Source organism: Nonomuraea sp. NPDC050643 (genome assembly GCF_040654715.1).
Classification (GTDB): domain Bacteria; phylum Actinomycetota; class Actinomycetes; order Streptosporangiales; family Streptosporangiaceae; genus Nonomuraea.
In genome coordinates this window covers 1-20,802 of the sequence record NZ_JBFAIM010000111.1, presented here as the reverse complement: position 1 = coordinate 20,802, position 20,802 = coordinate 1, and the positions used below count along the sequence as shown (strand labels likewise).

Genomic DNA, 20,802 nt, shown 5'->3' with positions numbered 1-20,802 from the left:
TCGTTCGATTCATTCTCAAGCATGTGGCACCAGCAATTTTTTCTGATCTTTCCTATGGCCGGTGGAGGAGGAGCCGGAGTTGGCGGGCAGTTCGAACCACACTGCCTTGCCCATCGTCGTGGGAGTACTGCCCCAGCAGCAGGCGATCGCGTCGATCAGGCGCAATCCGTAGCCTCCCTCGTCGAGCATCGATGGGGCGCGCAGGGATCGGGCGTGCATCGCGGGCGCGTTGTCGCCGCGATCCTCGACCTCGCAGCGCAGCAGGCCGTCCACGAGCCAGACCGTGAGCCGCATCGGACCAGGCGCGTACCGCAGGGCGTTGCTGACCACCTCGCTGAGCAGTAGCTCGGCTTCCGGCGCCGCACCGCCGACCCCCCAGGCGGAGAGCGTCGTGGACAGCAGCCTCCGGGCCTTGGGCGCGGAGGCGGAGGCATGCGGGAGCGCCCAGGACCTGAGCCGCGGGTCACTCATCCGCGCCGGTCCGAGCCCCAGTTCGCCGATGGCGGCTGCGATGGCCTCGGCCACCTTCTCGACCGCCTTCCGGAGCCGTGTGGGTTCGCTCGCCGTCCACCGATCGTCGGCGTGCGGACCGGTGGGGTGCGTCGGTGCCTCCGAGGTCGTCTCTGAGAAACGCTTCCTGGCGTGGATTGAGGTAAGGATTGTTTGCAGATACATGGCGCAGCTCCTTCCGCAAGCGCTGATGTCGGCCTTGATAATGAACATAGCGTTCGTTCGATATCGCCAACAACAAACGCATTCAAAATCTTTGGTCTACCGTGGCGGAGAGGCGCGGCATAGCGGAAGAGTGGTCAGGCCGGCGCGAAGCAGCGTGCGGGCGACGGCGGGTGCGCCGACGAAGGTATCGCCCGCCGCGGTGGTGCCGAGGGCGTCCATGGTGAAGGCGGGCAATCTGCACGGCCGGGGCGTCGCGCGTGCCGTAGAGCGCACCGGTGGCACCCAGGGTGGTTCCCTGGCCGACCCCCGACCGCGTTGTTCCAGCCCTACTGCGAGCAGGTCGACTCGAAGCCGCCCCCTATTCGCTGGACGTCAACGACACCGAGTTCTACGAGAGCCGGTTCTTCACGGCCGGTGGCTTCGCCCGCTACGCCATCGCCCGCTACGCCATCGACTGCTTCGACCTGGCCGAGAGCTGATCCGGTCGAGCACTCGGAGCAGGCCCGCCAGCGTGGCCGGTCTGTCGATGACGCGCGGGCGCAGCCCGATCGACATCATCCGCGGGTGCCGCGCGAACATGGCCGTGCTCGGCTACTTCGGCCATCGGACGTGGCACCGGCGCCCCGCGGGGACGTCGCCCGCGATCCGCGGGGCGGTCACCCTGTAGATCACCATCACCGGGTGCTGTCACAGGGAGGTGATCTCCAAGGTGATCAGGCCGGTGAGGAGGAGACGGTGCCGAGACCGAGGGTGCACCGTGATCGAGGCCGCTGGTGTGGTGGTCTGCTCGACCTCACCTGTACGGCGCCCAGCAGCGAGACGATCCGCTGGAACCAACCGCTGACCAACCAGACCCGGCCGACGGACTTCACCATCTCCTCCCGGTACAGCCTGTGCCTCTCCACCAGGGTTCTCGCCATGCCATCAGGCGGACGTCAGCCTCGCGATCATGGTGTGCTCAGCAGCCTCTCGCACGGGGATGAAAACGGCTGCTTGGTCAACCGCGGCCAGGACTTCGTGTAACGGGTCCAGAGATACAGCGCGTAGCCTGGCTGTGCGCTCTCACATTTCCAGCGGCCGACATCCTCGCGCACCATGTGACTGGCCGGCGATGCGTACGCGGATCTCGTGTGTCCTACGATCCCGGCCTGCAGCCATAGATCGTCTATGGGATTCCTTGGGCTCAACAAAGCACTACCGGTCTTGGAGCTACCGCGCGCCGGTGATCAGGCGTCGTTCGAGGTCGATGATGGGCTCGATGCTCTGCAGGTCGTAATTGCTGAGGATGATGGCCGTCCAGTCCGTGTCGAGGTAGAGAGACCAGCTTGTCGAGATGCCTCCGGCGCCGCCTCCGTGGGTGATGATGCGCTGGTTGTTGAAGGTGGGGGCCACCGGCCCGTACGCCTGGAAGGTCTCGCCGCGAAGGGAACTGCCGGAGGTGTCCTCCTTCAGCGGCTTGGCGGAGATCTTTCCGTTCACGTACAGCTCGGTGTAGGGCCGGGAGGCGAGTTTGCCGGCTTGCAGCGCGGCCGCGAAACGGACGAGGTCGGGGGCGGTGGAGAAGCCGTTTCCCCCGCCTGTGCCCATCCATCCCCGCGCGGAGTTGCTGTCTTGGCCTGCGTCGCCGTAGACGGAGCCCTTGTCGAGATTGCGGACGGCGTCGACCCGCGTCCCGTCTTTTTGATACATGTACGGATGGGCGATGCGCTTGTCGGCCAGCCACTGGCGGCGGGTGTAATAGGCGGAGTCCTTCATGCCGGCCGGAAGAAAGATGTTCTGGCGGGTGTAGTCCTGGAACGACATGCCGGAGACCCTCGCCACGAGTTCGCCGAGCAGGTTGTAGCCCATGCTGCTGTAGGCCTTCCTCGTCCCGGGGGTGAACTCCAGCTCGAAGGTCCTCAGATTTGCCCAGAATGCCGCCATCTGCTCTTCGTAGCTGTTGTAGATCTTCTCCGGCGGCGGCTTCTCACCGGGACGCCGTGCGTCACCCAACCCGCTGGTGTGTGTCAGAAGATGGTGCACGGTGATGCTCTGGGCCATCTGCGCCGGTAGGCCGTCCAGGTGTTTGCTCACCAGGTCGTAGAACTTGAGCTTGCCCCGCTGAACGAGCTGTACGACGGCCAGCCCCGTGAACAGCTTGGAGGTGGAGGCCAGGGCGTACATGGTATCGATCTTGTTCGGTACCTTGTTCTCCTTGTCCGCCCAACCATAGGCGCGGGCCAGGATGTGACGGCCACGGTGGGCGATCGTCACGGTGCCGGAGAACTGATCCTTGTCCGCCAGTTCTTTGAGGTACCGGTCGAAGGCCCCTCCAGGGCGCAGGTCCTGCGGAATCCGGCCAGAACCCGCCGAGGCAGCGGTGTTCGCCTCGGCGGTTCCCGGCGCGGCCACCAGAGCACCGGCCGCCAACGGGAGGGCGCCCAGCAGTCCGAGGGTCGAACGGCGCGATGGGGCATGGTCGGGCGAGGGACGCGGCAATGCCATGGAATCTCCTGTCACGGGAACAGATGCGCCAGCGATGCAATCACGGCGTTTGTTTCCTCGGCGTTTCCATCGCTTCTTACCGACAGTTCCAGTTCAGAGGTACTGAACGCCGTCGATGGCCAGCGCAGCTCGCCCAGCACCACGCTCGCAATCGTCGTGTTCGCGACCGCTCATGGCCTGATCGACGCCGACGCCAGTGGCCGGCTCCGGTCCGAGTCCGGCTGGACCGACATCAGGTCAGGCATGCAGTTCCTGATTGGGCTTCCGCACAACCGACAAGTGGCGTGCCGGCGCCCCCGTCAGGCACGCACGAATGCCCCAAGCGCGTGACGCGGTCACTTGACCGAGGCCGGATGCTCACCACCGCGACAGTGTGAGACGCCACAAGCCGGGATCAGATGGTCGACACACTCTGTCTCCCTCGATCTAGCCCATCACGGACTTCGGCGCACCAGCGCGACCTGGATGGTGACGCAGGATTTTCCGCTCCACGCCCTCGGCAAAACGGTGTCCTCCGTGGAGAGGCGGACGAGTCGTGTGTAGCAGCAGAGGGCCGACGAGAAGAGGCAGTCGGATCGTCGGTGACAGGAGGTGCCTGCCGGCACGGAGTCCACCCGACGATCCACGGCGGTCCTCCCAGGCGTGGAAGCGCGCCACCCGCACTCGCTTCGCCCAGCACGCCCCCGAGCGGGCCACCCGGCTGGCCACCGCGCTGCTGCAACCATTGGGCATCAAGCCCGGCAAGAAGGCCGGCGACACCGCCTACCTGCTGTTCTTCGGCTACCGCCAACTCCAGGACATCATCGGCCTGGTCGCCGACCAGGCCGCCGACCTGACCGCTCTGGAAGACGAGGAACTGGCCAAGGCCGTCACAGACCTCCCCGTGGCCGCGCAACTCCAGCAAGGCCACCCGATGGACGTGGCGCTGTTCGGCCGCATGGTCGCCGACATCCCCGCCCTCAACGTCGACGCCGCCGTCCAGGTCGCCCACGCGCTGTCCACCCACGCCGTCGACCTGGAGTTCGACTGACCGCCGTCGACGCCTTCATTCAGCATTTCGCCCGCTCCATCCTCTCCGGCCACCAACACTCCTTCGCCCACCGCACCCTGCCCAGCCTGCTCGCCGTCGTCGTGCGCGAAGACCAGCCGGTCAACCTCGTCTCCGCCCTTCGAAAAGCCGCTCCTACCCGAAGACGACGGCGAGGGCCTGGCCGCCGACTCCGCCGTCCGGCTGGCCGTGGAACACGACCGCGCCACCCGCCAATGGGGTGACACCCCCGCGCACGTCGCCGTCTGCCACACCTTCGACCCCGACCGGCACACCGGCGAACGGCTGGCCACCATCCTCGGCCCGAACACCCCCTTCTCCGCGCTGATCACCGGCGTACACGCCCGCCTGGCCGAGCAGATCGGACAAGCCCGATGACCACCCCACAAGCCACCCCTCAGGCGACCCTGGTGCTGCGGCTGGCCGGCCCCCTGCAGTCCGGGGGCGACCGCAGCGTCTTCAACCGGCGCGAGACCCGGCCCGAACCCACCAGATCCGGCGTCCTGGGCCTGCTCGCCGCCGCCTGCGGCCGGGAGCGCGAAGACCGCATCGACGACCTGCTCGGCCTCCACCTCGGCGTGCGCGTCGACCAGCCCGGCAGCCTGCTGCGCGACTACCACACCGTCAGCGACTACCGCGGACGCCCGCTGCCCCAAGCCGGCGTGTCCGCCAAGGGCGTGCAAAAGCCCACCTCACCCGCCAAACACACCCACATCACCCAGCGCTTCTACCTCCAAGACGCCGTCTTCCTCGCCGCCCTGCACGGCCCCGCCACCCTGATCGAAACACTGGCCCAGGCCGTCCGCCGCCCCGCCTTCCCCCTCGCCCTCGGCCGCCGCTCCTGCGTCCCCACCCAGCCGCTCTTCCTCGATGTGCGCCCCGGCCCGCTGCTCGCCGTGCTGAAGGCCGTGCCCTGGCAGGCCACCGACACCGCCAAACAGCTCTACGCCCGCGACCGAGGCCGCCCCGACACCGTCCGGCTGCCGGCCACCCTCGACGACCCCGACGGCGACGACTCCCGCACCGACGTCCCGCACTCCTTCGCCCCCCGCGAGCGCCGCTTCACCAGCCGCCGCGTCCGGCACCTGTGGATCAGCCCGCCGACCGGATTCGCCAACGCCCGCAACACCCCGGACAACCCGCCCAACCACGACCCGTTCGCCCTTCTGGGCTGGTGATGCAAGCCATGACCTACCTGTCCCGCCTCAGAATCAACCCACTGCGCGAAAAGAGCCTGACCGAAGAACGCGACGTGACAGCGTGATCTTCGTCCCGGCGAGGGCTTTCAAGCGTCTCCGCCGTAATCACTCGTGAGCAGGCCATTCCTCGGCCAGGAGCGCGTATGAGAGACCGTCGAGCCATCCCTTGGTGCGGTGGAGTGAGTCTCTCACCGTGTGCTGTTCGCGGCGCATCCCGACCCGCTCCATCAACCGCCACGAGGATTCGTTGTCGTAGAAGCAGTCCGCGTGCAGGCGGCGCAGGCCAAGACTCTTGAAGGAGATGTCGATGAGGGCGCGTACCGCTTCGGTGGCGTAGCCCTTGCCGCCATAGGAGGGATCGAGCGTCCACCCGAGCTCTCCTTGGACGCTTTCCGCCTGGTCAGCGACCTCTTCCTGGGCCCAACCGTCCTGGACCTTCAGTGTCAGGTCGCCGATCACCCGGCCGTCCAGTTCGACGATGAGCAGGTCTACGAGCCGCTCCTCGCGGAGGAAACGCTCACGGTAGTCGTCGTAGGTCTTTGTGGCGGCCGCGACCCATTCGTGAGTCTCCGGCAGTTGCCGGAAGGCCCAGGTCGCGTCCAGGTCATCGGGGGCAGCCCGGCGCAACAGCAGCCGCTCGGTGGAAATCGGCCAGTCCAGTGTGTCAAGAGGGTGACGCATGGGCCCTCATACTGACAGCGGGCTGTGGTGATACACAAACGGATTGCCGCGGACGACATCTCCGACAACGACGCGGCGATCGCCCTACAGGAACCGACAGGACACCGAAGCGACCAGGGCTCCCGGAAACCCGCGTCCTGAAAATCAAGTGGGCCCGGAGGCCGGGGCGGGATTGGTCGGGTGTCACAGGGCGGGCGGGTCGTCGGCTCCGTCTGGGTGGCGCCGCGCAGGGCGTCGGCGTACCGCGAAGCTCGGATGAGCAAGGCGCGTTCAGATCAGTCAGTTTGAAGATGACCTCGGGAATCAGTGCAGAGGACTTCACAAACCGCGCCCGATGTTCTCGGGTTCCACGCGCCGTCGAGGGGTAGGGGGTGCGAGCTCTACCGTCGCCCCGGGTCGGCTTACCTGTGATGTACCACCAGCGGGTGCGGATGACGTTCGTCCGCTGGTGCATCGGCCGCAGTTGGTGCACGTGCTGCTGCTGCCCAGCAGTCTGACAGAGAGGGCCGACAGCGCTTGCGGCCGGCGAAGACGCATGAGCTCGTGCCTGGGGGTAGGGGAGAGATGAGTTCGAAAAGGGGAGGGTCTCATGAACACCCGACGCACTCCCGCCGTACGAACGCCCGTGCAGCTCGCCGTGCTCGTCATGGGGGCGGTCTTCCTGCTCGTCGGCGTGCTGGGCTTCATTCCCGGCATCACGACCAACTACGGCGACCTGCAGTTCGCCGGCCACCAGTCCGACGCACTCCTGCTCGGTGTTTTCCAGGTCTCCATCCTGCACAACGTCGTCCACCTGTTGTTCGGCATCGCCGGCGTCCTCATGGCCCGCACCTGGAGCGGCGCGCGCAACTTCCTCATCGGTGGCGGCGTCGTCTACCTGGTGCTGTGGGTCTACGGCATGCTCATCGGCCATGAAAGCTCGGCCAACTTCGTCCCGCTCAACGCCGCCGACAACTGGCTGCATCTGGTGCTGGGCATCGGCATGATCGCCCTGGGCCTTCTGCTGAGCCGTCGCCATGTGACCGCTGCTCGGTAGCCGTCCGGACACGGCGGAGCCTGGCTCATTCAGCGGGAAGACCATGCCTTGGGAGGGAACGGCTCTTGCGTGTCGTCCCGGGGCCCATCGGAGGCCACACACGTCATCGTGCGGGACGCTGATCATTGATGCGTTCTGACGTGCTCAGGGTGAACATTCATCCGTTCTTGACCGTCTGAGGTCGAGACGGGCCGACGTCCACGCCTGCTCGGGACGGCTGCCACGAGCCGGCGCTTCGGTGGCACGCCGGCTCTCCGTTCAGTTCAAAACAGCCCCTCCCTCTGCGGGCAGATCTGGTGGCTTACGCGTCCCTATCTCGCCAAGCCCGCGCCACTTTTGTCCGATATATGGTATTTCGTCCCCTTTGAGGGCAGGTCCAGGCGGAGAGGCATCGGTACGTCCCCAAACGGCTAATGCGCGCACATGGGGATGGCTGGCGAGTGAAGGAGTGCTGATCATGTCGACTAGGTTGCAAGTAGCCTTCGCCGTACTCGCGGGCTATTACCTCGGACGGCGCCGCAAGCTACGGATGGCGGCAGCACTGGCCGCGGCGGGGCTGGCGGGACGCGTGCGCAGCGGAGAGGGTGGCCTGCTCGCGCAGGGCATCAAGGCCGTCGGCTCCTCCGCAGAGCTTCAGCAGATCACCGACCGTCTCCGCGGCGAACTCGTTGAGGTCGGCAAGGCGGCTGCCATCGCCGCCACGAGCAGGCAGATCGATTCCCTGAGCGGCAAGTTGCACGAGCGCGCCGAATCCATCCGGGAGCCCGAGGGCGCCAAAGCGGCAGGCCAGCCCATAAAGGAGCCTGCAGCCGCCGAGGACGAGGACTACGAGGAAGAGGGCTACGAGGAGGAAGAACCCGAGGAGCCCGAGCAGCCAGAGAAAAGCAAGGCGCAGCGGCCAACGCGTCCTGTCCGGCGGGCTGGCCAGTCACGGGGGTGAGTGGAATGGCTGATGCAACAACAGCGACGAAAGCGGCGACCGAAGCCGTCCGTGGAACAGCGGGCGCGGCCGAGACGGCCGGCCGAGCCGCGAAAGACACGGCGGGAAAAGGCGCCGAGGAAGCTGTGAGCAAGGCCGGGGAGGCTGGTCGGGGATTGGCCGACAACCTGCCGATGGATCGGCTGGTGCAGTCGGCCCAAGGTCTTCTGCAGGCGGCCGGCACACGTGCGCTCTCCCTGGCGGGAAACAAACTCGACGGTCTGACTGGCCGGCTCACCGACTACGTCGAGACCGGGGGAAAGGGCTTGATGAGTGCGGTGACAGGGTCGGACAAACCGGGCGGCATGTTGGGCGGCGCTCTGAAGGGCGGGCTCAAGGGTGGCCTGATGGGCGGCCTGAAGGGCATGGTGCAGCGGATCACCGGCGGCCGCGGGAAAGGCGGCCACGCGAAGCTCACCAGTATCGTCGAAACGCTCGACATTGGTGCGCCACGACGTCTGGTGTACGACCAATGGACCCAGTTCCAGGACTTTCCGAAATTCATGAAGAAGGTCGAGACCGTCAAGCAGGATGCCGACGAGAAGCTCTCCTGGAAGGCTCAGGTCTTCCTGAGCCACCGGATGTGGAAGTCCCACGTTACCGAGCAGATCCCGGACCAGCGGATCATCTGGCACTCCGAGGGACAGAAGGGGTACGTCGACGGAGCCGTGACCTTCCACGAGGTCACTCCTGATCTGACTCGGATCCTGGTGGTACTGGAGTACCACCCCCAGGGCTTGTTCGAGCGGACAGGCAACTTGTGGCGAGCTCAGGGGCGACGGGTACGGCTGGAGCTCAAACACTTCAGACGGCATGTGATGGCGCACCTCCTGCAGAACCCCGACGAAGTGCAGGGCTGGCGTGGCGAAATCCGTGATGGCGAAGTCGTCATGGACCACGAGAGCGCCATCCAACAGGAGCAGGCTCAGCAGGGCGAAGAGGAAGAGGAGCCTGAAGAGGGCGAAGAGGAAGAGGAGCCTGAAGAGGGCGAAGAGGAAGAGGAGCCTGAAGAGGGCGAAGAGGAAGAGGAGCCCGAGGAGGGCGAAGAGGAAGAGGAGCCTGAAGAGGGCGAAGAGGAAGAGGACATGTGGAGAGAGGAGGAGCCCGAGGAAGAAGAGAAGCCCCCGGCGAGGAGGGCCACCGCGCGTCGCACGCCCGGAGCGCCCCACCGCCGAGCCCCCGAGCAGGAACGTCCGATCCGCCGGCGCCGGACCCGGACCGAGTAGCCCGCGTCTGAGGGATGCCGGCGAAGACCCTGCCAACGATCATCAGGGAGGCGATATGACCATGCAACCCGCCAGCCGCGGCATACCAGGGGGCGATGGCGCCTCGGCGTCAGGTCTGGCAGACGTCATCGACACCATTCTCGACAAGGGCCTGGTCATAGACGCGTTCGTCCGAGTCTCTCTTGTCGGCATCGAAGTGCTGACCATCGACGCGCGAGTCGTCATTGCGAGCGTGGACACCTATATGCGTTTCGCGGAGGCGGCCAACCGCCTTGACCTGTCGGCCACGGAGAAGGGCCTGCCGGAGGTCGTCGAGGGCGTGACGCAGGCCAGGGCCATCGACAAGGAGAAGGCGACGGTCAAGGGAGCGGTGGAGCCCGCTGGCGAAGAGCTACAGGACGACGTGCTGGACGGTTCCGCTGGCCGCGAAGAACAGCCACGTCGGCGCCACCGCCGAGAGGATGGTTGACCATGCCGCAACGCAGACAAGCTTCCCGGCCAGAGGAGAGCGCAGGGGCTCGTACGGACAGCAGCGCCTCCTATGTGTACGGGATCGTTCCGGGAGATGTGGAAATGGCGCCCGGCATCGAAGGGGTCGGCGAACCCGCCGGGCAGGTGCGGCTGGTGACATTCGGGCAGATTGCCGCGCTGGTGAGCGACGTGGAGGCGGATCGCCCTCTGGGTCGGCCAGCAGATCTCCAGGCGCATCAGCGACTTCTCGATCAGACCGCGATGGAGGTCCCGGTGCTGCCGTTCCGGTTCGGAGCGGTGCTGACGAGTCCCGAAGCCGTGGTCGAGGAACTGCTGAAGCCGAACCACGACACCTTTGTTGACGGCCTGCAACAGCTGGAGGGCCTGGCCCAGTACGTGATCAAGGCGCGGTACGACGAGCGGGCGATCTTGACCGAGATACTGGAGGAGAGCAGGGAAGCAGCCGAGCTTCGCCGGCGGATCGCTGGCCTGCCCGCAGATGCGACACGCAACGAGCGGATACGGCTGGGGGAGATCATCGAGCGCACGATCGCGGGCAAGCGCGAGACGGACACGGAAACGGTGGTCGAGGATCTCCTGGACCTGTGCGAACAGGTGGTCCTGCGCAATCCCAGCCACGAGCGCGACGCCGCGCACGTGGCCGTGCTGATGGAGCAGGGCCGACAGGCTGAACTCGAACAGGCCGTGGACAGGCTGGCCAGCCAGTGGTCAGGCCGCGTCGAGATGCGCTTGCTGGGGCCGCTGGCACCCTACGACTTCGTCACGACGAGCTGACGGCTATTACAGAGAGTGACGATATGGAGGAGTGGGAACCGATGGGACTGGGAACACTGCTCTTCGGCTGGCCACTCATGCCGATCTACGCGGTCATCAAGCTGGGCGAGATGCTCAGAGACCAGGTCGAGCGGGAAACGCACGATCCAGTCGTGGTCCGGCGCCACCTGGAACAGGTGGAGGAGGCCAGAGCCACCGGCCGGATCTCCGAGGAGGAGGCGGCCCGGGCGGTGGAGGAGATCATGCAGAGGATGGCCGGTCGGTAAGCACTGACGGGAGGCCGCACCAAGGATACGGGGGTGATTCTCTTGCCTGCCAGGCAGGGAACCGAGAGCGACCGCACAGCACACAGACACGTCGCGGACGACCGCCGCGAGGCAGAGCCGTCTCGCGAGATCACCGCGGAGCTCCCGGCCGCAGAGGCGGGCGAGGCGGGGTTGCACGCGATAACCTCGCTGACGGGCAAGGAAGTCGAGGGCGTCACGCTGGTCGAGCCGACGGACGACGGGTGGCTGGTCGGGGTTGAAGTCGTGGAGGACCGCCGCATCCCATCCTCTGGGGACATCCTGGCCCTCTACAATGTCGATCTCGACATGGGGGGCAATCTCCTTTCCTACCGCCGGACACGCCGCTACAAGCGGGCCAGCGGCGCAGCCGCAGAGGGCGCGTGGTGAGCCCCGCCGTGCGGTCGAGCCCGTACATAGGTGACTCCACTCCTTCCCCCTACGGCGGCCGCGAGTCGGCGAACCTTGGAGACATCCTGGAACGGGTGCTCGACAGGGGTGTGGTGATCGCGGGCGACATCAAGGTGAACCTGCTTGACATCGAGTTGCTGACGATCAAGTTGCGCTTGCTCATCGCCTCGGTCGAGACGGCTCGCGAAATGGGCATCGACTGGTGGGAGCACGATCCATGGCTCACTGGCGACAACCAGGAACTGGCGAAGGAGAACGCCACGCTGCGGCGCCGTCTTGCGACGTTGGAGGAAACGCTGGCCGTACGGGCCGAGGAAAGGGACGCCGCGAGCGTCGGCCGCCGCTCCACTCAGGCGGTCGAGCATGGTCGCTGACCAGGGCGTCTACGTGTACGCGATCACGCGGGAGGGGGGCGAAGAGCCTGACGGCCTCGTGGGCGTGGCTGGCGAGCCTGTGCGTTGTCTTGTGCACCGCGGCCTTGCCGCCTTCCTCACTACGGTGTCGCTCGAAGAGTTCGGTGAGGAGCGGTTGCGGCGGTCGATGGAGGACCTCGGCTGGCTGGAAGAGACCGCGCGCACCCACCACCGGGTCGTGGAGGCCGTCGCCCGGATGCGGCCCACGGCCCCGGTTCGGCTGATCACCGTCTATTCGGGTGAAGAACAGGTAAGGGAGCTTCTCGCTACGAGGTACCACGAGTTCGACTCGGTGCTCTCCCGAGTGGCAGGCCGCTGGGAGTGGGGTGTGAAGGCCTACACGGTAGCGGGTGTTCCCGAGCCGGTCCCCGAACTGGTCCTCGAGCCGCAGGGCGCGGCACCGGGAACGGCGTACCTGAACCGCCGCCGGGCTGCCCTGCGCGGACGGGAGGCGGACTGGCGACGGGCCGCTGAACGCGCTCAAGCCGTGCACGATGCACTGATGGGCATCGCTGTCGTCGGTAGACGTCACCGGGCCCAGGACCCGCAGTTGTCCGGACGACAGGAGCCGATGGTGCTTAATGGCGCCTACCTGGTGGATGAGGAGCGTGCCGACGAGTTCGTACGGACGATCGAGGGCATCGCAGGGCAGGGTGTCGCTGTTGAGCTCATCGGCCCTTGGGCGCCCTACTCCTTCGCCGCGCTCGAGCCGGACGGCGAGGCGGCGTGCGGTGGCCCTTCCTGAGCCGCGGGGTGCCCGGCTCGCCGCCGAGGGTCGCCTGCCCGAGCAGCGGGTGGCGTTGGTCGATTTGCTGGACCGGATGCTGGCGAGCGGGGTAGTGGTGACGGGTGACATCGTCCTGTCCATCTCCGGCATCGACCTTGTACGGATCTCCCTGCGAGCACTGCTGGTGTCCGTGAGGGAGCATGATGCGATCGAAGGAGGGCTGCGGCATGACGGACCAGGCTGACCGGCCGGCAGTGAAACCGGACGGGTGGCGGCTGGAGACCGACGCCGACTGCGTGCAGCGTGACCTGAGCCGCCTCGTCCTGACGTTGGTCGAGCTGATCCGCCAACTCGTGGAGCGTCAGTGCGTGCGGCGGATGGACCGCGGTGACCTGACCGACGAGCAAGTGGAGGCACTGGGACTGACCCTGATGCGGTTGGAAGAGGCCATGACCGACCTTTGCGAGCGGTTCGGTCTGGCACCGGAGGACCTCAACCTGGACCTCGGCCCGCTCGGTACCTTGCTCCCGGCTGACTGAAATGTCTGCGAAGGCTTTTGATCTGAGTGTGTTGCGATTTATGTCTGAGTCTTGTGAATGGTACGGACATCCTCCGCACATGGCCTGATCGAGGCCGCGCCGCGCCTGCTCGGCGATCCGGCGTTCGTCGGGACCCGGCACATGGCTGCGCCGGTGCTCAAGATCGTGATCCGTGAACAGCAGTTTGGCGCGGCTGAAAGAACACCGGTATCGCGAGCCGTGGGTCCCAGTCTCGTCGCTTACGATCATTGTGGTGGTCACGCCACTGCATCTCGCAGGACGACGCACCTCCGTAATCGCGTCCGTGTCTCAAGGGGGCTCGCTCGACTTTGCCTCTAAGGCGCCCTCGACTGACGCACGGCGGGGGTCGATGGGGGCTGAGACGATCGGGATCGCCGGACGTGAGCATCTGGTCTCTCTGGCTCTCGCCGCCCTGCCAACTGGCTCGCCGACGTGGCCGGCTTCGGCCTCTGTCGCAGGATGTCGGCATGCCGCCACCTTCGTCACGGCCAGGTCGTCATCTTGAGATTGTTCTCCTCCTGGGGGCGATCGTCATGACCTGACTGGATTGCCTGGCGGGCACTTCGAGACGGCGTACGCGGGCCTTCTCGACGCAACACCGGGCGTACACGTTGGAGATTTGAGTGGAGCGAGACCGTGATACCGGCAAGCGACGGAAGCCGCTGTGGGAATCCGCCGCCTGCGCGCTCTGGCGGGATCAGTGTTTGAAGGCGTCCTTCACCTTCTCGCCAGCCTGCTTGAGATTGCTCTTGACCTTTTCGGTCTTGCCTTCATCCCTGAGAATCTTATCGTCTGTGGCCTCTCCGGTTCGTTCCTTAGCCTTGCCCTTGAGCTCCTTGGCCTTGTTGGAGATCTTACTCTTTATACCCATTTTCGGGCTTCCTTCCCGCTATATGGCAAATGTCCGCCAATGGACGACTGCCCGGAAAGTGGGTAAGAGAATACCTGGTCGATCTCATGGTTTCGTCAATGTGGGTAAAACCTGAGACGGTGAATGCATGCGTCGAACTAAGGCGGCAGCACCTTGACGGAATTCCCAGGCGAGTCGCCGGAGCGCCATCTCTTGCCGCATCAGATTTTGACCGAACATTGCCGTCTGGTGACGGGTGCCTGACCTCAGCGGCCGGGTCGCGAGCAGCTTGATCTGTCGGCCCCATAGGTCGGCGCCTTCTAAAAGCCCTTGCAATACCGACCACCCAGGAAGGACTTTGGCAAGTCGAGGCGGGCCCGTGACTCAACCTAACCCCGAGCTCCACACTTTCCCCCACCGAAAGGGGTATATGTGGATATAGGGGTTGAAAAGTGACAAGGTCGCCCGGAAAGGCCAAAGGGGGGATTCATATGACGGAGACCAATGCGCCATCGACCCAGGGTGTGCCAGTTCAGCGAGAGAGCGCCCACGACCATGCGGTTGCGGGGCGTACGGCAGGCTCCAGCCTGGTGACCGACCGGGGCCGCACCACCATCGCCGAAAACGTCGTCGCGAAGATTGCGGGCGTGGCTGCCCGGGAGATCTCCGGGGTTCACGACTTCGGCACCGGCGCAGCACGCGCGTTCGGCGCGTTCAAGGGCAGACTCGGCGCCGAGAACGGCGTGACCCGCGGTATCGCCGTTGAGGTCGGCGAGCGCCAAGCAGCCGTGGACATCGACCTGGTTGTCGACTATGGCGTGGCCATCCCGGGCCTCGCCGCAGCGGTCCGCGACAACGTGATCACAGTCGTCGGGCGGATGTGCGGGCTTGAGGTGTCCGAGGTGAACGTCGCGGTGGACGACGTCTACCTACCGAGCCAGGACGAGTCCTCAGGCACCACGGGAGGGGCGCGGGTTCAATGACCACGGGCAGGGGCCGTACGGACCTCAGGTTCGACCCGGCGGTTCCCGCGAACCCGAGGATCACGCAGCCCCGGACCACTCCGGATGCAAGGCGGATTGCCGAGATGGTGGCCTCCTGCCCCGGCGTCGCCGCGCTCACCGGCGGCCCGTTCGGGACGGTTGCCACATACCTTCCAGGCGAATCCGTGTCAGGGGTATGCCTGCGCGATGAGGAGATCGAGATTCATGTGGCCGTCCGGTACGGCAGACCGATACCCGAAGTCGCCGCTGAGGTTCGCGAAGCTGTAGCCCTGCTGGCCGACGGCAGGCGTGTGAACCTGACGGTCGACGATGTCACCGGCATCGAAGAAAAGAGAAAGGCGAGATCATCATGAGTCAGTTCCCTGTTTGGTCTGTCGTCGGCCTCACGTTCGGCACGATCCTAGGAATCGTGGGTGCCTTTGGCGGCCTCAACGCTTTCCTCATCGTGCTCGTCCTCGGGGCCGTCGGCTTCTTCATCGGGCTCATCTTCGAGGGCGGCTTCGAGATGCCGACGCTTCGGGCAAGGCGGCAGTGACCGCCACGGCCGGGCACGGCGCCACCACAGTCTCCGAGCGCGCGTTCGTGAAGATCGCAACAGAGGTGGCCGCCGCCGACGACCGGCTCGCGGAAAGGCCACGCGTGTCGGCGTCTGTCAGCGGAGCGGTCGCCGCCGTGCGGGTCGGCATCGCCGTTCGCTATCCGGCACCGGTGCGGCAGGTCGCGGCGGAGACGCGCGAGCGGCTCATGCGCCGGGTGGGTGACCTAACCGGCATCACCGTTGAGAACGTCGACATCGATATCGTCCGGCTCGTGCCAGGACCGAGGAGCGGCTATGACGACTCTCCACGCGGGGGTTGAATCCCCCGAACCCCATCGAACCACCGGGGAAATCCCTAAACCCCGCGCGTCCGCGCGCGGGATGGGGGCGGGGCGCTTCTTTCGCACCAGACGGAAGGTTCCGGCTGCGATCGCCGCACTCGTCCTGTTCGCGGCTGGGCTGGTGACCGCGGTGGAAACGATCTCGGCGATGTTCGGTCGCCCGGCGTTGATCGTGCCGTACGATCGCGTGGCGGACTGGGCCCGTGCCTCAACCTGGCAGGACACCGCCGTCATGGCGTGCGCCGTGGCCATAGGGATTGCAGGGATGTTGCTCATCCTGATCGGGACAATCTCCGGCCGGCCCCGACTGGTGCCGCTGCGCAGCGGCGACTCCCACATGATCATCAGCATGCCGCGGCGCATGCTGGCCCGAGTGCTCGGCACGGTGGCGGCCCAGGTGGACGGCGTGCGCCGGGCACGGGCGAACGTGTTCGGGCGGCGGGTGACCATACGCGTGAGCACGAAGCTGCGCAACACAGCCGCGATACACGAGCGCGTACGGACCGCTGTGGAGGCCGAGTTGTCCAGGCTCGCGCCGGTCGGTCGCTACACGGTCAAGGCCAAGGTAAGAGGTGCGTCATGAGACGAGGCAGAGCCTTTGGCCGGGGCATCGCGTGGGGAAACCGAACCGGCCTGACGCTGCTCGGCCTGATCCTTTTCGTGGCAGGCGGCGCCGCCCTGGCGCGCGGCCTGGGCGTCTTCGGCGTAAACGCGGCTCGGGCGCCGTTGCTGCCTGCTCCCGTGTCCGCCTTCGCCCGCTCCACCTCTTGGTTTTGGCCAGCCATCGCCGCCGGCGGCGTCGTGGTGGGCGTTATCGGGCTGAGCTGGCTGCTCGCTCAGTTCCGGCTCGACCGCCTGGGTCGCATGCGCCTGGAGTCCGGCCCGTCCGGGGTCACCGAGATCGGCGGCAGGCAGGCCAGCGAAGCCGTGGCCGATCAGGTGAGCGCCTACGAGGGCGTGCGGCGCGTGCGGGCCTCGCTGCGCGGGAAGCCGGATATACCCGTCCTGGACCTGCGAGTGACCTCGCAAGCTTCGGCGCATCCGGATGCCTTGATCACCCGATTGCACGACGAGGCACTCCCCGACCTGCGGGCCGCGCTAGGCCTGGAATACATGCCCGCCGTGGTACGGCTCCGCTTCGACACGAGTGGGCGGACCCGCGAAGTGCATTGAAGCCGACACGGTGCCGCACGGCCGGGCTGACGTTATGACCCCGGTGGTCGGCCTGCCGCCCGCGTCGCCGAAGCAGTTCGTGCAGGAGGTCCTCGGTCACGCCTCCTCAATCCTCACTCGCGACGTCGCCTACCGCGACCACGTGGTCGGTTGCTCTAACTCTTGGAGAGGCAAGGCGCCTATCTCAATGCCGCAAGGCCAGACTCGGCATCGGCGAGATCAGAGGGATAGCGGCGGTTCCGCACCATCCGTCCACTATCGCCACCTCGCCCCTCGACGCAGCAGCGGACACGCCCACCGTTATCGACCCTTCTCAAGCACCCACTGAAGAAGACTGAGGCCCCTCGAAGTGCCACCGTGATCGCCCATGTACGTGATAAGAGCCCGTAATCACGTACATGGGCATATCGATCGCCGTTCATAAGGGCGTCAAGGAACAAGATGGACTAGAACCTGTGTGCCGCGCCCTGTCTGGTACCAGAACATCCCCTGTTGCAGGTGCAGAGTAGGAGGTGCCTTGTCGCCGCGGCGCGTCGGGGTATGGAGCAGCAGACCGGTGCGTCCCGTCGCGAGGTCATGCACGGCCGAGGCTCTCTTGCCGGCGGGGTCACGTTGGTGGAGCAGAATGTAGCGGCCCGAGTAGAGGTCGCCATGGGTAGCTTGCCCCGGCAGGGCACGGTGGCCGGTGCCGTCGCGCCGCCAGGCCTCGATGTCGTTGAAGCACCACATCACTCCGCAGCCATCCCACGACGTCCGGCCCGAAGGAGGGGTCGCGTCCTTGGTCTCGCCGGTCAGCACGTTCTTCAGATGCTCCATCGGGCGGGGGATGGGGTGATCCACCATGCGTTCGTTGCGCGGCCAGCCGGCCCAGGGCCATTCGACCAGGTAGAACCCTCTTGTTCCGCTGATCAGGGTCGGACTGCCGCCCTTTAGCGAGAGTCGGTAGACGCCGCCCTCCTCCGGTGACCACACCACGGCGCCGTCGGCGATGGCCAGGTGGTCGGCCCCCATGATCATATTTTCGCTGGTGATCGTGGCGGTTACCGAGCCGAGGCGGCGGGGGACGCCGCCGGTCACCGGCACGGCCCAGATCTCCGTCTTACGGTCGCGGAAACCCGACCACGCGACATACCCGTCGCCGAAGACCACCGGCTCATTCGTGATGAACCTGTTCACCAGGCTCGCGATTCTGGTGAACCTGCGCTTGCGCACGTCGTAGGCCCAGATGCTGTCCGGCCGGTTCTTGGTGAGCCCCCGCCCCACCACGACGCGATCGGTGACGAACACGTCAGGCTTGAACGCCCGGTTCCCCGGCGCGGTGGTCGGAATCTCGTGCACGGCGTTCGGCCACACCTGCTCAACAGGCGGTGCGAGAGGGCCGACGTAGGGCGTGGGCCGCACGGCCGGCGAGGGCGGGGCGATCGAACGCGTGGCCACGAAAGTGATCGTCACCATGAGCGCGATTGCGGCCGCCACCGCCAGCGGCGCCCACCAGCGGGTGGCCGACAGGCGCGCGCGCGGCGCGGGCAGGGCACGCGGTCGGCCGTCGTCGCGTACGGTATCGGCCTTGGCGATCAGCGCGTCCCTGAGCCGTTCCTCGATGCCGGTCATGCCTTGCCTCCCAGTTCGCGCTGGAGGCGGTCCAAGGCCCTGGAGGCGGTGGACCGCACGGTGCTCTCCTTGACGCGCGTCGCTTGCGCAATGTCGGCGTCGGACAAATCGAGGTAGTAACGCAGAATGAGGATTTCGCGCTGCCGCCTGGGCAGCCGGCCCAGTGCCGTCAGCATCTCCTGCCTAGACTCCCCCAGCAGCGCGGCCGTCTCCGCCGAGCCCACCGGCTCGTCCATTCGGCCGGGCGCCGCCGCCCGCGCGGCCACGCCACGTCGGCGCAGGACCGAGCGGGAAGCGTTCAGCACACACACGCGCACATACGCCAGGCTCAGCACACCGGGGCGCTTGCCATGCAGCCGGGAGAAGACGTCCTGGACGACGTCCTCGGCGCTCTCCCGGTCGCCGACGAGCAGCACGGCCAGGCGCACCAGGGCGAGCCAGTGCTCCTGGTACAGGGCCGCCAGCACCGTCCCGGAGTCCGGCGACGCGGGTGCGCGGGCGGCTGTCTCACTGTTCATGACCTAGTAACGCGCGCCGCCCTCGATCCGCTGCGTCCCACACCCGCACGCTTCGATGGAACGGCTCTAGTGAATGAACCTTCATCCTGCTGAATCGGCCTCAAGCGGCGACACCATGAAGTCCGGGACGGAGGTAACAGGGGCTCGATCAGCGCCCACTCGGCATATCGATGAGATCAGCGCGATAGCGGCGATTCCGCATCATCCGTCCACTATCGCCACCTCGCCCCCCGACGCAGCAGCCCATTTAGTGGGCGTTTCATCCTGTCTGGTTCCGGGTTCAGGTGCCGCGCCAGGTGGGGGTGTTCTCGCCGGTGAGGCGGCGGCTCATGAGGTCGATCATGGCGATGTGGATCATGGCTTCGGAGCGGTCGGGTCGGGCTTCGTAGTCGCGGACCAGGCGACGGTGGAGCATCGGCCGGCCGAGCGTGCGCTCGGCGACCCAGCGCCGCGGCAACGGGGTGAATCCTCTGGTCGCCGGGTTGCGGCGGACGACTTCGACATCGATGCCCAGGGCCGCGCCGTCCTCGATGACGGTGGTGCCGTAGGCGCTGTCGGAGATGCCGGCGGCGGTGACCAGTACGGCGAGCAGGAGGCCGAGAGTGTCGGTGATGATGCTGCGTTTGCGTCCGGCGATCTTCTTGCCCTTATGCCGGGACCGGCATAAGAACAATTATCTGGGCCGCGCGGTTATGCGGAGCCGGGCGAGGGTTCTGCTGGTCGGTGTGGTCCGGGATGGCCAGAAGGGCGTCATAATCGCAGGCCCCTTCGCGCTCTGGCTTGGCCACACCGCCACCGAATCCATGACCTCGCCATGCAGGGAGAAGGCCCTCGTCGGCCCCCCTCCCATCGGCACCCGCCTTACCGCCCCCGGCCCGCCGACAACCACCTCGCCGTCGTTAACAGCCCGGGTTATGCCGCGCTCGGGCCCGTTCCAGACCCCTCGACCAGGAAGCCCTCGCCTGGCCCCGCATAACGGGACGCCCCAGATAATTCGCGCCCCGGGGGGCACGCCGGCTCTCTGTTCAGCTCAAACCGCCCCTCGGGCTGCCGGCAGATCTGGTGCCGTCAAGCTGGCCGCCAACGCGATCGCGGTGTTGGTGTGCAGGCGGAAGCGTTCACTGAGCTTGGTGATCTCGATGAGACGGGCCGGCGGGCCCTGCAGTGCGGTCCAGTGGACACGACCACCGTGTTGCCCGGCAACGGTGAAGGCGTCCGGCAGCACACGCAGGCCGGTGCTGTCCATGAAGGTCACGTCTTCGTGGTGTTCATGGCGCATGCGAAGCGGTGACATCGAACCCCTTGACGAGAAGGAACAACTGAAGGTGACCTCCGACAGGCCGGCCATCCGCGACGCCGGCCAGCCGCCTTGCCAGCACGTCACCGCCCTGATCGACACCCACCTGCAGCAGGTCGACCAGCGCATCACCGAACTGCTGGCCACCCGCACCGCGCTGCAGACCCTGCGACAGCGGCCCGCTCAGGCCGGGCCGGCCGCCACGCACCACCGCGAGCGACGGGTAGTCGCCGCCGCCGGCCGGACCCGCGGTGTGGTGACAGGCGATGCCCTGGACCTCGGGCTGCGGCCCGTGGCTCCGTCTTTGCCACCCGGACACCTCGGTCACTGGATGGCCCGTACAGCTGCCCGCTCATGGCCTTGCTCGGCACCGTGAGCAGGTTCATCGGGGTGTGTCAGAGAAAATGCACCAGATAGGGCTAAAAACACCTATCAGTCACGAGAGGGGTTATAGGGGATCCTGGCGTAGTTCGCGCCGGGT

General features: G+C 66.5%; 31 protein-coding genes and 2 pseudogenes. 24 read left to right on the top strand and 9 right to left on the bottom strand.

Features of this window, described 5'->3' with window-relative positions; genetic code table 11:
• Positions 1 to 15: 15 nt before the first annotated feature.
• Complete coding sequence (locus tag AB0I15_RS63925) at positions 16 to 675, bottom strand: ATP-binding protein (RefSeq protein ID WP_358119706.1); 660 nt, start codon at positions 673 to 675, stop codon at positions 16 to 18.
• 275 nt (positions 676 to 950) lie between these two features.
• Here AB0I15_RS63925 and AB0I15_RS63920 point away from each other — a divergent pair, with 275 nt between their 5' ends.
• Both AB0I15_RS63920 and AB0I15_RS63915 read left to right on the top strand, forming a co-directional pair.
• Positions 951 to 1,154 carry a hypothetical protein gene (locus AB0I15_RS63920; protein ID WP_358119704.1) on the top strand — a complete coding sequence of 68 codons (204 nt, stop codon included), beginning with the start codon at positions 951 to 953 and terminating at the stop codon, positions 1,152 to 1,154.
• Positions 1,155 to 1,186: 32 nt separating this feature from the next.
• Complete coding sequence (locus tag AB0I15_RS63915; RefSeq protein ID WP_358119701.1) at positions 1,187 to 1,342, top strand: hypothetical protein; 156 nt, start codon at positions 1,187 to 1,189, stop codon at positions 1,340 to 1,342.
• Between the two features lie 542 nt (positions 1,343 to 1,884).
• Here the strand turns inward: AB0I15_RS63915 and AB0I15_RS63910 are convergent.
• Positions 1,885 to 3,159: a serine hydrolase domain-containing protein gene (locus tag AB0I15_RS63910; protein WP_358119698.1), complete on the bottom strand. Its 1,275-nt coding sequence runs from the start codon at positions 3,157 to 3,159 to the stop codon at positions 1,885 to 1,887.
• An 11-nt stretch (positions 3,160 to 3,170) separates the two neighbouring features.
• Positions 3,171 to 3,302 (bottom strand): hypothetical protein, encoded by a 132-nt coding sequence (locus AB0I15_RS63905; protein WP_358119695.1) that lies wholly within the window; start codon positions 3,300 to 3,302, stop codon positions 3,171 to 3,173.
• Between the two features lie 392 nt (positions 3,303 to 3,694).
• Between AB0I15_RS63905 and AB0I15_RS63900 the strand changes: the two genes are divergently transcribed.
• Genes AB0I15_RS63900 through cas5e form a run of 4 tightly spaced genes read left to right on the top strand, consistent with a single transcriptional unit; the run spans position 3,695 to position 5,385 of the window.
• Positions 3,695 to 4,189 (top strand): type I-E CRISPR-associated protein Cas7/Cse4/CasC, encoded by a 495-nt coding sequence (locus AB0I15_RS63900; protein WP_358119692.1) that lies wholly within the window; start codon positions 3,695 to 3,697, stop codon positions 4,187 to 4,189.
• A complete protein-coding gene (locus AB0I15_RS63895) occupies positions 4,186 to 4,431 on the top strand; it encodes a type I-E CRISPR-associated protein Cas7/Cse4/CasC (RefSeq protein ID WP_358119739.1) in 246 nt (81 codons plus the stop codon). The genes AB0I15_RS63900 and AB0I15_RS63895 overlap by 4 nt, the downstream gene beginning before the upstream one ends.
• The gene (locus tag AB0I15_RS63890; RefSeq protein ID WP_358119689.1) at positions 4,397 to 4,585 is read left to right on the top strand and encodes a hypothetical protein; all 189 of its coding nucleotides are present in this window, start codon (positions 4,397 to 4,399) and stop codon (positions 4,583 to 4,585) included. Before AB0I15_RS63895 ends, AB0I15_RS63890 begins: the two co-directional genes overlap by 35 nt.
• Positions 4,582 to 5,385 (top strand): type I-E CRISPR-associated protein Cas5/CasD, encoded by an 804-nt coding sequence (cas5e, locus tag AB0I15_RS63885; protein ID WP_358119686.1) that lies wholly within the window; start codon positions 4,582 to 4,584, stop codon positions 5,383 to 5,385. The genes AB0I15_RS63890 and cas5e overlap by 4 nt, the downstream gene beginning before the upstream one ends.
• A gap of 126 nt (positions 5,386 to 5,511) precedes the next feature.
• Here cas5e and AB0I15_RS63880 read toward each other — a convergent pair whose 3' ends face one another.
• Positions 5,512 to 6,087, bottom strand: a complete 576-nt coding sequence (locus AB0I15_RS63880) for a GNAT family N-acetyltransferase (protein ID WP_358119683.1) — start codon at positions 6,085 to 6,087, stop codon at positions 5,512 to 5,514.
• A gap of 589 nt (positions 6,088 to 6,676) precedes the next feature.
• Between AB0I15_RS63880 and AB0I15_RS63875 the strand changes: the two genes are divergently transcribed.
• From AB0I15_RS63875 to AB0I15_RS63825, 11 genes and pseudogenes are all read left to right on the top strand, one after another.
• Entirely contained in the window at positions 6,677 to 7,123 is a 447-nt protein-coding gene (locus tag AB0I15_RS63875; RefSeq protein ID WP_358119681.1) for a DUF4383 domain-containing protein, read from the top strand.
• Positions 7,124 to 7,580: 457 nt separating this feature from the next.
• Positions 7,581 to 8,063, top strand: a complete 483-nt coding sequence (locus tag AB0I15_RS63870; RefSeq protein ID WP_358119678.1) for a hypothetical protein — start codon at positions 7,581 to 7,583, stop codon at positions 8,061 to 8,063.
• Between the two features lie 5 nt (positions 8,064 to 8,068).
• On the top strand, positions 8,069 to 9,328 hold the full coding sequence (locus AB0I15_RS63865; RefSeq protein WP_358119676.1) for an SRPBCC family protein: 1,260 nt from the start codon (positions 8,069 to 8,071) through the stop codon (positions 9,326 to 9,328).
• A 61-nt stretch (positions 9,329 to 9,389) separates the two neighbouring features.
• Positions 9,390 to 9,590: pseudogene (gvpJ, locus tag AB0I15_RS63860) on the top strand (gas vesicle protein GvpJ); the annotation flags it as partial.
• 209 nt (positions 9,591 to 9,799) lie between these two features.
• The gene (locus tag AB0I15_RS63855) at positions 9,800 to 10,594 is read left to right on the top strand and encodes a GvpL/GvpF family gas vesicle protein (RefSeq protein ID WP_358119673.1); all 795 of its coding nucleotides are present in this window, start codon (positions 9,800 to 9,802) and stop codon (positions 10,592 to 10,594) included.
• Positions 10,595 to 10,635: 41 nt separating this feature from the next.
• On the top strand, positions 10,636 to 10,860 hold the full coding sequence (locus AB0I15_RS63850; protein WP_358119670.1) for a gas vesicle protein GvpG: 225 nt from the start codon (positions 10,636 to 10,638) through the stop codon (positions 10,858 to 10,860).
• 33 nt (positions 10,861 to 10,893) lie between these two features.
• A complete protein-coding gene (locus tag AB0I15_RS63845; RefSeq protein WP_358119668.1) occupies positions 10,894 to 11,268 on the top strand; it encodes a gas vesicle protein in 375 nt (124 codons plus the stop codon).
• A gap of 8 nt (positions 11,269 to 11,276) precedes the next feature.
• A complete protein-coding gene (locus AB0I15_RS63840; protein ID WP_358119736.1) occupies positions 11,277 to 11,663 on the top strand; it encodes a gas vesicle protein in 387 nt (128 codons plus the stop codon).
• Positions 11,653 to 12,447, top strand: a complete 795-nt coding sequence (locus AB0I15_RS63835) for a GvpL/GvpF family gas vesicle protein (RefSeq protein ID WP_358119665.1) — start codon at positions 11,653 to 11,655, stop codon at positions 12,445 to 12,447. The genes AB0I15_RS63840 and AB0I15_RS63835 overlap by 11 nt, the downstream gene beginning before the upstream one ends.
• A complete protein-coding gene (locus AB0I15_RS63830) occupies positions 12,434 to 12,673 on the top strand; it encodes a gas vesicle protein (RefSeq protein WP_358119662.1) in 240 nt (79 codons plus the stop codon). Before AB0I15_RS63835 ends, AB0I15_RS63830 begins: the two co-directional genes overlap by 14 nt.
• The gene (locus AB0I15_RS63825) at positions 12,657 to 12,968 is read left to right on the top strand and encodes a gas vesicle protein K (protein ID WP_358119659.1); all 312 of its coding nucleotides are present in this window, start codon (positions 12,657 to 12,659) and stop codon (positions 12,966 to 12,968) included. The genes AB0I15_RS63830 and AB0I15_RS63825 overlap by 17 nt, the downstream gene beginning before the upstream one ends.
• A gap of 718 nt (positions 12,969 to 13,686) precedes the next feature.
• Here the strand turns inward: AB0I15_RS63825 and AB0I15_RS63820 are convergent.
• The gene (locus AB0I15_RS63820) at positions 13,687 to 13,860 is read right to left on the bottom strand and encodes a CsbD family protein (protein ID WP_358119657.1); all 174 of its coding nucleotides are present in this window, start codon (positions 13,858 to 13,860) and stop codon (positions 13,687 to 13,689) included.
• 470 nt (positions 13,861 to 14,330) lie between these two features.
• Here AB0I15_RS63820 and AB0I15_RS63815 point away from each other — a divergent pair, with 470 nt between their 5' ends.
• Genes AB0I15_RS63815 through AB0I15_RS63790 form a run of 6 tightly spaced genes read left to right on the top strand, consistent with a single transcriptional unit; the run spans position 14,331 to position 16,895 of the window.
• Positions 14,331 to 14,822, top strand: coding sequence for an Asp23/Gls24 family envelope stress response protein (locus tag AB0I15_RS63815; protein ID WP_358119655.1), 492 nt, complete (start codon positions 14,331 to 14,333; stop codon positions 14,820 to 14,822).
• On the top strand, positions 14,819 to 15,196 hold the full coding sequence (locus AB0I15_RS63810) for an Asp23/Gls24 family envelope stress response protein (protein ID WP_358119652.1): 378 nt from the start codon (positions 14,819 to 14,821) through the stop codon (positions 15,194 to 15,196). The genes AB0I15_RS63815 and AB0I15_RS63810 overlap by 4 nt, the downstream gene beginning before the upstream one ends.
• Positions 15,193 to 15,378 carry a hypothetical protein gene (locus tag AB0I15_RS63805; RefSeq protein ID WP_358119651.1) on the top strand — a complete coding sequence of 62 codons (186 nt, stop codon included), beginning with the start codon at positions 15,193 to 15,195 and terminating at the stop codon, positions 15,376 to 15,378. The genes AB0I15_RS63810 and AB0I15_RS63805 overlap by 4 nt, the downstream gene beginning before the upstream one ends.
• Complete coding sequence (locus AB0I15_RS63800; RefSeq protein ID WP_358119648.1) at positions 15,375 to 15,701, top strand: hypothetical protein; 327 nt, start codon at positions 15,375 to 15,377, stop codon at positions 15,699 to 15,701. The genes AB0I15_RS63805 and AB0I15_RS63800 overlap by 4 nt, the downstream gene beginning before the upstream one ends.
• A complete protein-coding gene (locus AB0I15_RS63795; RefSeq protein WP_358119646.1) occupies positions 15,676 to 16,305 on the top strand; it encodes a DUF6286 domain-containing protein in 630 nt (209 codons plus the stop codon). The genes AB0I15_RS63800 and AB0I15_RS63795 overlap by 26 nt, the downstream gene beginning before the upstream one ends.
• A complete protein-coding gene (locus AB0I15_RS63790; protein ID WP_358119644.1) occupies positions 16,302 to 16,895 on the top strand; it encodes an alkaline shock response membrane anchor protein AmaP in 594 nt (197 codons plus the stop codon). The genes AB0I15_RS63795 and AB0I15_RS63790 overlap by 4 nt, the downstream gene beginning before the upstream one ends.
• Before the next feature lie 429 nt (positions 16,896 to 17,324).
• Here AB0I15_RS63790 and AB0I15_RS63785 read toward each other — a convergent pair whose 3' ends face one another.
• The 4 genes and pseudogenes from AB0I15_RS63785 to AB0I15_RS63770 all read right to left on the bottom strand — a co-directional run bounded on the left by AB0I15_RS63785 (position 17,325) and on the right by AB0I15_RS63770 (position 20,270).
• Positions 17,325 to 18,506, bottom strand: a complete 1,182-nt coding sequence (locus AB0I15_RS63785) for a hypothetical protein (RefSeq protein ID WP_358119641.1) — start codon at positions 18,504 to 18,506, stop codon at positions 17,325 to 17,327.
• Positions 18,503 to 19,024, bottom strand: a complete 522-nt coding sequence (locus tag AB0I15_RS63780) for a sigma-70 family RNA polymerase sigma factor (RefSeq protein WP_358119638.1) — start codon at positions 19,022 to 19,024, stop codon at positions 18,503 to 18,505. The genes AB0I15_RS63785 and AB0I15_RS63780 overlap by 4 nt, the downstream gene beginning before the upstream one ends.
• 280 nt (positions 19,025 to 19,304) lie before the next feature.
• A pseudogene (locus tag AB0I15_RS63775) lies at positions 19,305 to 19,667 on the bottom strand (IS5/IS1182 family transposase); the annotation flags it as partial.
• 387 nt (positions 19,668 to 20,054) lie between these two features.
• Positions 20,055 to 20,270, bottom strand: a complete 216-nt coding sequence (locus tag AB0I15_RS63770; RefSeq protein ID WP_358119733.1) for an STAS domain-containing protein — start codon at positions 20,268 to 20,270, stop codon at positions 20,055 to 20,057.
• On the opposite strand from AB0I15_RS63770, the gene AB0I15_RS63765 reads away from it, so the two are divergent.
• Positions 20,269 to 20,697, top strand: coding sequence for a MerR family DNA-binding protein (locus AB0I15_RS63765; RefSeq protein WP_358119636.1), 429 nt, complete (start codon positions 20,269 to 20,271; stop codon positions 20,695 to 20,697). The genes AB0I15_RS63770 and AB0I15_RS63765 overlap by 2 nt on opposite strands.
• Positions 20,698 to 20,802 lie beyond the last annotated feature (105 nt).

Excerpts from the sequence above, each read along its gene's own strand:
- AB0I15_RS63805 (WP_358119651.1), top strand. The coding sequence starts at position 15,193 with ATGAGTCAGTTCCCTGTTTGGTCTGTCGTCGGCCTCACGTTCGGCACG.
- AB0I15_RS63810 (WP_358119652.1), top strand. The coding sequence starts at position 14,819 with ATGACCACGGGCAGGGGCCGTACGGACCTCAGGTTCGACCCGGCGGTT.
- AB0I15_RS63925 (WP_358119706.1), bottom strand. The coding sequence starts at position 675 with ATGTATCTGCAAACAATCCTTACCTCAATCCACGCCAGGAAGCGTTTC.
- AB0I15_RS63825 (WP_358119659.1), top strand. The coding sequence starts at position 12,657 with ATGACGGACCAGGCTGACCGGCCGGCAGTGAAACCGGACGGGTGGCGG.
- AB0I15_RS63780 (WP_358119638.1), bottom strand. The coding sequence starts at position 19,024 with ATGAACAGTGAGACAGCCGCCCGCGCACCCGCGTCGCCGGACTCCGGG.
- AB0I15_RS63875 (WP_358119681.1), top strand. The coding sequence starts at position 6,677 with ATGAACACCCGACGCACTCCCGCCGTACGAACGCCCGTGCAGCTCGCC.
- cas5e (WP_358119686.1), top strand. The coding sequence starts at position 4,582 with ATGACCACCCCACAAGCCACCCCTCAGGCGACCCTGGTGCTGCGGCTG.
- AB0I15_RS63880 (WP_358119683.1), bottom strand. The coding sequence starts at position 6,087 with ATGCGTCACCCTCTTGACACACTGGACTGGCCGATTTCCACCGAGCGG.
- AB0I15_RS63870 (WP_358119678.1), top strand. The coding sequence starts at position 7,581 with ATGTCGACTAGGTTGCAAGTAGCCTTCGCCGTACTCGCGGGCTATTAC.
- AB0I15_RS63820 (WP_358119657.1), bottom strand. The coding sequence starts at position 13,860 with ATGGGTATAAAGAGTAAGATCTCCAACAAGGCCAAGGAGCTCAAGGGC.
- AB0I15_RS63785 (WP_358119641.1), bottom strand. The coding sequence starts at position 18,506 with ATGACCGGCATCGAGGAACGGCTCAGGGACGCGCTGATCGCCAAGGCC.
- AB0I15_RS63855 (WP_358119673.1), top strand. The coding sequence starts at position 9,800 with ATGCCGCAACGCAGACAAGCTTCCCGGCCAGAGGAGAGCGCAGGGGCT.
- AB0I15_RS63765 (WP_358119636.1), top strand. The coding sequence starts at position 20,269 with ATGAAGGTCACGTCTTCGTGGTGTTCATGGCGCATGCGAAGCGGTGAC.
- AB0I15_RS63865 (WP_358119676.1), top strand. The coding sequence starts at position 8,069 with ATGGCTGATGCAACAACAGCGACGAAAGCGGCGACCGAAGCCGTCCGT.
- AB0I15_RS63770 (WP_358119733.1), bottom strand. The coding sequence starts at position 20,270 with ATGGACAGCACCGGCCTGCGTGTGCTGCCGGACGCCTTCACCGTTGCC.
- AB0I15_RS63850 (WP_358119670.1), top strand. The coding sequence starts at position 10,636 with ATGGGACTGGGAACACTGCTCTTCGGCTGGCCACTCATGCCGATCTAC.
- AB0I15_RS63795 (WP_358119646.1), top strand. The coding sequence starts at position 15,676 with ATGACGACTCTCCACGCGGGGGTTGAATCCCCCGAACCCCATCGAACC.
- AB0I15_RS63910 (WP_358119698.1), bottom strand. The coding sequence starts at position 3,159 with ATGGCATTGCCGCGTCCCTCGCCCGACCATGCCCCATCGCGCCGTTCG.
- AB0I15_RS63790 (WP_358119644.1), top strand. The coding sequence starts at position 16,302 with ATGAGACGAGGCAGAGCCTTTGGCCGGGGCATCGCGTGGGGAAACCGA.
- AB0I15_RS63815 (WP_358119655.1), top strand. The coding sequence starts at position 14,331 with ATGACGGAGACCAATGCGCCATCGACCCAGGGTGTGCCAGTTCAGCGA.
- AB0I15_RS63835 (WP_358119665.1), top strand. The coding sequence starts at position 11,653 with ATGGTCGCTGACCAGGGCGTCTACGTGTACGCGATCACGCGGGAGGGG.